The organism is Edaphobacter sp. (genome assembly GCF_035532915.1).
Taxonomy (GTDB): Bacteria; Acidobacteriota; Terriglobia; order Terriglobales; family Acidobacteriaceae; genus Edaphobacter.
The window spans coordinates 1-6,889 of sequence record NZ_DATKQC010000251.1 but is presented as its reverse complement, the minus strand read 5'-3'; the positions used below and the strand labels follow the sequence as shown (position 1 = coordinate 6,889).

The following is a 6,889-nucleotide window of genomic DNA, read 5'->3' as shown; positions in this document are numbered from 1 at the left end:
CCTGCGCCGCTCGACCCGTCCGTGGCCACAGTCGATTTCCTCGGCCACTGCACCGGAGTCCAACAGTAGAAACGAGTCTTTTACCTGTTCGGCCAAAAGACCCTGATTCTTCTTGACTGCCAATACATAGTCGGCCTTCTTTTCGATGATCTGGCGGGCGATCCCGCGTTGGCAGCCCATGGCGTCAATGGTCACCACCGTGCCAGTCAACTCCAGTGCGTTGAGCAACTTGGGAATGGCTGTGATTTCGTTGGATTTTTCATCGACTTTACGCTGCGCCAGCACCAAGCCGTTGCCCTCGGCCCAGGCTGAAACCATATGGACAAGGGTCTTTTTACCGCTCTCGCGCGTGCCGCACAAAGCCTTGCCGTCGATAGCTACCACTTCGCCCGCCGTCAGCCTGGCAATCGACGAAACCCAGGCTACGAAGCCCTTTTCCATCTCTTCCGGGTCCAGTGCCCACGAACACCCGGTTAAACGTATCGTGCGATGGAATGCCCGATGAAAGCGTCAAGAACGTCTTCAATCACTCCAACTTGTCTTCGCCATATTCGGCAATGTCGTTCCAACTCTCGGCCCCGCTCAACACCGCTGCTATCGCGATAAGCAGAATATCTTCCAGTAAATGCTCCCGGTTCCGCTCCACACGCGGATCGCGCAACTCGGCAAAATACTTCAGGGGATTGTTCATATCCCCTTCTCACTGATAAATGCCAGTCTGCATATAACAATCTAGGTCCTTTTATATGCGTCGGCCCTGGCCGGGGTACGCGTCGCTGCTGGAATTCCGAAAGGACGATTCTATAATCACACGTTTGACGACTAATTTTCGGCTAAACTGAGATGCATGATTTCACAGAGCGTCGGCCGGCGGATCATCTATGCAGCGCTACTCTGTCTAGCGGTTTGCACACCGGAAGCGGGGGCGCTTTCGTCCGAAAATTCCCTTCCGACACTGCGCGATGGTGGTACGGTAACGGGCCCTGGCATATTCCACCACGATGGGACATTGCGCATTGGAGGCTCAGTCACTCTGCGCAATCTTGAACTCGATATTCGCGGGCCGATTCTAATTGCTCCGGGTGCACATCTTGAACTCGACCGTGTTCGTCTGAGGGTTAGCGATGAACCCAACGCTCCGAACGGGACAAGCGGCCTACGGTGCCTGGGCCGCGTCACTATCCTGATCCGCAATTCATCCATGGAGCCTATTGGATCCGCACATCCGATGTGGTGGATCGAAGGGCAGCTCGATGTGGATGGCTTCGAGACGTTGAACTCGGAGTTTCACCTCGAACACACTACAGCGAAACTGAATCGTCTAAAAATCTTTGAACTTGAAGTCTCGCATGGAAGCCAAGTGACTGCAGAAAATGTGAACCTTATCTTCTTCTCAACTCAAACTGCGGACGATGAGGATCTTCAATTCAGCGACATTCCTTCTAATAAGGTATTTTCCCGCAGACTACGTCTGGGCTCTGGCGCTGTTGCCTACTTGAAAGACGCACGAGTGCAGATTTTTCTTGTTTACGTGCATGGGCAAAGCAGTCCTACAAGTCGCAGAGGCGCTTGGCCTGCTGGAGCCAGGTAAAAACAAGTCACCGGATGTTTGACCCCCCCCGGGGGGGGCAAACACGCGCAAGTACAAACGCAGATCACTTTGCGTCTGCGCACAAAAATGGGCGCGATGAGCATCGAGGCTCATCGCGCCTTTTTAGGAGGGCATCAATGTCCGGCCTGATTCGACGGTTTGGAACTCTGCACTGCATCCTTCACGCATCGGAAGCCAAGCGTGCCGGAGCGATCATAGCTCGGCGACATCAGCAGATACTTACTGTGCTCATCGTTTCGGTATGCCTGCGGGAAGTACCACACCGAGCCTTGCGGTTGGTAGTAGCTTCCGCCGCGCAAAATAGCAGCGCGCGTATGCGCATCTTCGAACTCGTTTGTCCACTGCCACACATTGCCAACCATATCCATCACTCCGAACGGACTGGCTCCTCCGGGGTTCGCGTTCACATCCGCAGGGCTCGTCAGCGCATGCCCTTTGTCTGGCGTTGGAACATCCGCAGGATTCCACGTGTTTCCCCACGGATATAGAAGGTGCGCCTTGCCACCCTGAGCTGCATACTGCCACTCCCACTCATTCGGCAAACGCTTCCCGGCCCACTTCGCATACGCGCGCGCGTCGTTCAACGAGACCCAGGTAACAGGCTTGTTCCCCCATCCCGACGGATAGGTACCATTCTTCCAATCCTTCAGGAAGTCGTAGTCATCGACCGGGTGGTAGTGTGTCGCATCAAGAAACTTCTTAAACTCCGCGTTCGTCACCGGGTACTTATCCATATAGAAGGTATGGATGTACATCCGACGCTCGTGGTACCTCCGTGGTGAATTCTCCCACGGATACTGCACATCAACGCCGATGTCGTTAGAGCCCTCGATCTCCGTGCCGTGAACTGTAAAGTCGTACGATCCACCCGGAATCTTTACCATACCCGGCGGTGTGGTGGCTGCGGGCTCAGTCTTCGCGATCTTGACCATCGTCTGCAGCAGGGGCTTCCACTCATTCGAGTACGAGGACAGCGGACGCACCGTCATCGCCTTCATGCGCGACAGGAAGCTTTCCAGGTTCGCATCATGTGCACCTTGAATCGCCAGAACTGCGTCAAAACCGTGCGCTTCGATCGGGAATGACAGCACATCGCTTCTGCCTTCCCGCCGGGGTGTCAACTCCTCGCCATGATACAGATCGAAATAGCGCACTCCCGCTTCCACAGGAGCGGTCATCTCTGCGCCTGCGACGGCATATTGGTTGCGATTGATGATCGTCCACAACGTGCGGTCACCCAATGGCCAGCGGCTCGCAAATACGCCGTACAAGTGCATCGGGTAAAAGGGCTGCCATCCGTTGCTTTCAAAAAACGGCGCCACGTCACGCTCGATGGCTGCCACGCGCCGCGTCGCTTCAGCATCCCGTGGTGTTATGCCGTTCCAAATTCCCCAGATGTTTTCCCAACTCTCCCATCCCTCTCCGTTGAAAAACGCATATTGTAGGTCGTTGGTTTTGTCACGCGCCCAGCGGTCAGAGATGTTGACCTCGTGCTGAGGATTCAGCCAGCGGTACACGTCCACAGTCGGGACAAATTGGAAGTGGTAGTAGGCCCAGCCCAACACGTCCCAGCGCACCGCCTCGTAATTGGGCCCTCCCTCAGGTTGGAACGCCAGGGGATGACCCGCCCTCACCGAAGCCATCTCAAACGAAAGCGGCACGCCTCTCTGCGTATCGCCATTGACGCCGTCAGCGTCAACTTCTTTCATCTCCTGGGCAATGGCTTCAGGCCACGACATACTCGGCCGTCGGGTACCTTGGTCCCACATCATCATCGGAAAGAGTACCCTGACGCCGTGACGATGAAAGTCTTCCACCATCTTGCGAACGCCCGCCAGTCCGCCCGGCATGGACCGCACCATATCGAGCTGATTCCGCGCGTCGATGCCCATATTTGTATACGTCGGCCATATCAGCACGGCGTCGATTCCGCCGTACCGCTCATCAAGATCTGCAAGATACTTATCCACGGTGTACTTGTGAGTCTTCGGGTCGTAAAAGTACCTGTCTTCGACCATCATCTGGGGCTGGATAAATTCCTTATGGATCCACTGGAGGGCCGGCAGCTTATAGAAATCCGGTAAGGGAGACAAATCATCCGGCGACAAACCTTGGCGAATACGCTGCTCGAAACGCCAATGCTTGGCTGCCTTCAGCCAGTTTTCATAATCTTCCGCAGTACAAAGAGCGCTTGACCCACCCTCCCATGCTCCGCGATGGATGAGGCACGGCGGCGGAGGTATCTGCTCGCCCACTGCCTTGATGCTCTTCTGGCCAATCGCTGCAGAGGCAAATGCTGCGGCAGCAAGCGTTAACCCAACAAGAAATTTCGTCCGGTTCTTCCAAAACATTTCTCTGGATCCTCCAATCAAACTCGTTCCGGTGCCAAAGCCTACCGGCGTTCCTCATAGCATGAAACTACAACGACTGCATCTAAACCCACGCTAACTGGAAAGTCCGACATTTCCATGCGCCGCTAAATGAAACGTTTCAAATTCGACGAAATCAGACTAGTTATCCATCACGCCAAATGTCAAGAGAAGATTAGGTGAGCATCGTCGGAATGCCTCAATAGAGCGTTCTGCGTGACCTGCTGTCGGAAAGCTGAGCCGCAGCATCAGGCTGTGGCCCATCAAAGTGTTCCAGAACTTCAACGGACGGATTATGCTGGGGAGACTCTGCACAAGTCGGCGATCCGCATCCAGTTTGAATAAAATTGAGGAATGAAGCGGAAGGCGCATTTTCAGCGAACGTTGGCGGGGCAGGGGAGTTTTGAGAAGTATGGCCGCAAGAGCAAGCGGGAGCAGTTTCTCGATGCGATGAACTAGGTCTCTGGCCGTTTAAAGATGTATCTTTGCAGTCACTTTTATCGCGATTGGAATGGCTGCATAGTGGGGACATGCAAAGCTACCATCGGGTGCATGTTCAGTTGAAGAGTAAGGACCGTCAGCGCTTTCCGGGATGCTGACGAAGGGGCGGGGATCGTCGCGAGTGTTGCGGCGTGCATTGGTTCTGCGCCAGCTTGACCGTGGGCAGAAGGCGGCGCAGGTGGCTGCTAGTCTGGGCGTAGCTGCGAAAACGGTGCGAGCTATTGCCCGGCGCTATGAGGAGGAAGGGCCGGAGTCGGCACTGTACGAAAAGCCGCGGCCCGGCAAACAGCGAGCACTGGACGTAGGACAGAGTCAGCGGATTATCCCCATGGTGTGCTCGCCGCCGCCACAGGGCATAGCGCGGTGGAGTGTGCGCCTGATCGCCACCGAAGCAGTGAAGCGGAAGCTGGCGCCGCAGGTTGGCCGGGAGACGATCCGCATCCTGCTTCAGAGCCACGAACTGAAGCCGTGGCGAAAAAAATGTGGTGCGTGGCGGAACTGAATGAAGAGTACATCGCCCGCATGGAGGACGTACTCAAGATTTACGAAAAGCCGCTATCGGAAAGGGAGCCAGTGGTCTGTGTGGATGAGAAGCCTGTGGTGCTGCACGCCGATGTCCGCCCGCCGCGGCCGATGCGGCCGGGACGGATTGCTCGGCGTGATTGCGAGTACGAGCGGCGCGGTACGGCCAACGTCTTCTGCGGTGTCCAGCCAAAGGCCGGGCGGCACTTTACCAAACCAACCGCGAACCGCTCCTCGCCGCAATTCGCCGACTATCTGGTGGAGATCGTTGCCAGCTATCCGGAGGCCGAAACCATCCATCTGGTGATAGATAATCTGAGTTCACATAACCGCAAGGCGCTGGTGGACCGGTTCGGTGAAAAGATCGGCGGCCTGTTGTGGGAGCGTTTCACAGTGCATTACACCCCGAAACACAGCAGCTGGCTGAACCAGGCGGAGATCGAGATCAGCCTGTTCAGCCGCCAATGCCTCGGCCAACACCGCATTCCTTCGCTGAGCGATCTACGACGGGAAGCCAAAGCCTGGGACCGAAAGATGAACCGCCACCACGTCACCATCAACTGGCAGTTCACCCGCAAGAAGGCACGCCAGAAGTTCGGCTACGAAAGAAACAACATCACACGGTCAGAGACCTAGTGTAGTGTCCAATAAATAGCTGGACATATAAGTGAGGGCAGCTACATACTGAGTCATGCCCCGCACTACTCGGTCGCTTGCCATTTCAAAAGTTCAGCAGGAGCAAATCGAGCGCTGGTTGGCAGCACTTGGAACGCCACAGCAGGTGGCGTTGCGGTGCCGTATCATTCTGGCTGCCGGGTCCGGCGAGACCGAGACGGCGATCGCTTCAGCATTGCAGATCAATCGCAAGACGGTTCGACTCTGGCGGGACCGTTTCACCACGCAAGGGTTGCAGGCGCTGTGGGAGATTGCGCCGGGGCGCGGCCGCAAGCCAACCTACAGCCCGAACCGGGTCAAGGCGATCATCGATGCTACCCTGCAATCGAAACCGAAAGGGAGCACGCATTGGAGTTGTCGAACCTTGGCGGCCAACCAGGGAATGAGTAAGTCGACGGTCAATAATATCTGGCGGAGCCATAACCTCAAGCCTCATCTCACCAAGACCTTCAAGCTCTCGCGCGATCCCAGATTTCTGGAAAAACTCACCGACGTGGTCGGTCTCTACTTGAATCCTCCGGACAAGGCGATCGTCCTGTGCGTCGATGAAAAGAGCCAGATTCAGGCCTTGAACCGCACTCAACCCGGCCTGCCCCTGAAGAAGGGCCGCTGCGGCACCATGACCCATGACTACAAGCGGAATGGAACAGCGACCTTGTTTGCGGCGCTGAACACTCTGGATGGCACGGTGATCTCCATGTGCGACGACCGGCACCGGCATCAGGAATGGATTCGGTTCTTGCGCGTCCTCGACGATGTTACGCCGTCGGACAAAGCCATACATCTGATACAGGATAACTATGCCACTCACAAACACCCGAAGGTACGGAAATGGCTGGCTCGTCATCCCCGCTTCCACGCCCACTTTACGCCGACCAGTAGTTCGTGGTTGAACATGGTGGAACGTTTCTTCCGTGATCTTACTCAAAACGGGTTGCGACGCGGAGTTTTCCGCGACGTCGAGGAACTAATCACCGCCATCGGCGCCTACATCGACAAACACAACGACCGGCCCAAGCCATTCATATGGACTGCGAAAGCAGCCGATATCCTCGAAAAGGTCAAACGCGCCAGCAAGTCCCTTGATACTCGGTATTCTGCTTGACGCAGTACACTAGGTCATGAGGACGCCATGGGCACATCTCCAACGGTAATTAGAGTATGTTTGCCGGCATTCTTTGGCGCAACGGGATACTTGTTTCTATCTGGC

7 protein-coding genes are annotated in these 6,889 nt (G+C 55.8%); 4 read left to right on the top strand and 3 right to left on the bottom strand.

The features are described 5' to 3' along the window. Both VMU57_RS12165 and VMU57_RS12160 read right to left on the bottom strand, forming a co-directional pair. Positions 1–456, bottom strand: a 456-nt coding sequence (locus tag VMU57_RS12165) for an ISAs1 family transposase (RefSeq protein ID WP_325383753.1), incomplete at its 3' end; no start/stop codon positions are given. Between the two features lie 70 nt (positions 457–526). After that, a complete protein-coding gene (locus tag VMU57_RS12160) occupies positions 527–691 on the bottom strand; it encodes a transposase family protein (protein WP_325383751.1) in 165 nt (54 codons plus the stop codon). Positions 692–847: 156 nt separating this feature from the next. On the opposite strand from VMU57_RS12160, the gene VMU57_RS12155 reads away from it, so the two are divergent. Then, the gene (locus tag VMU57_RS12155; protein ID WP_325383749.1) at positions 848–1,591 is read left to right on the top strand and encodes a hypothetical protein; all 744 of its coding nucleotides are present in this window, start codon (positions 848–850) and stop codon (positions 1,589–1,591) included. Positions 1,592–1,725: 134 nt separating this feature from the next. Here VMU57_RS12155 and VMU57_RS12150 read toward each other — a convergent pair whose 3' ends face one another. Continuing rightward, positions 1,726–3,963 carry a formylglycine-generating enzyme family protein gene (locus VMU57_RS12150; protein ID WP_325383747.1) on the bottom strand — a complete coding sequence of 746 codons (2,238 nt, stop codon included), beginning with the start codon at positions 3,961–3,963 and terminating at the stop codon, positions 1,726–1,728. A gap of 643 nt (positions 3,964–4,606) precedes the next feature. On the opposite strand from VMU57_RS12150, the gene VMU57_RS12145 reads away from it, so the two are divergent. From VMU57_RS12145 to VMU57_RS12135, 3 genes are read left to right on the top strand one after another with little or no spacing between them, the layout of a single operon-like run. Then, the gene (locus VMU57_RS12145; protein WP_325383745.1) at positions 4,607–4,984 is read left to right on the top strand and encodes a helix-turn-helix domain-containing protein; all 378 of its coding nucleotides are present in this window, start codon (positions 4,607–4,609) and stop codon (positions 4,982–4,984) included. Next, positions 4,972–5,640 (top strand): IS630 family transposase, encoded by a 669-nt coding sequence (locus VMU57_RS12140; protein WP_325383743.1) that lies wholly within the window; start codon positions 4,972–4,974, stop codon positions 5,638–5,640. Before VMU57_RS12145 ends, VMU57_RS12140 begins: the two co-directional genes overlap by 13 nt. A 55-nt stretch (positions 5,641–5,695) precedes the next feature. Beyond that, on the top strand, positions 5,696–6,784 hold the full coding sequence (locus VMU57_RS12135) for an IS630 family transposase (protein WP_325383741.1): 1,089 nt from the start codon (positions 5,696–5,698) through the stop codon (positions 6,782–6,784). The last annotated feature ends 105 nt before the right edge of the window (positions 6,785–6,889 follow it).

Bases quoted from the DNA above. Each gene is read 5' to 3' on its own strand.
- VMU57_RS12160 (WP_325383751.1), bottom strand. From the start codon at position 691: ATGAACAATCCCCTGAAGTATTTTGCCGAGTTGCGCGATCCGCGTGTG.
- VMU57_RS12155 (WP_325383749.1), top strand. From the start codon at position 848: ATGATTTCACAGAGCGTCGGCCGGCGGATCATCTATGCAGCGCTACTC.
- VMU57_RS12150 (WP_325383747.1), bottom strand. From the start codon at position 3,963: ATGTTTTGGAAGAACCGGACGAAATTTCTTGTTGGGTTAACGCTTGCT.
- VMU57_RS12135 (WP_325383741.1), top strand. From the start codon at position 5,696: ATGCCCCGCACTACTCGGTCGCTTGCCATTTCAAAAGTTCAGCAGGAG.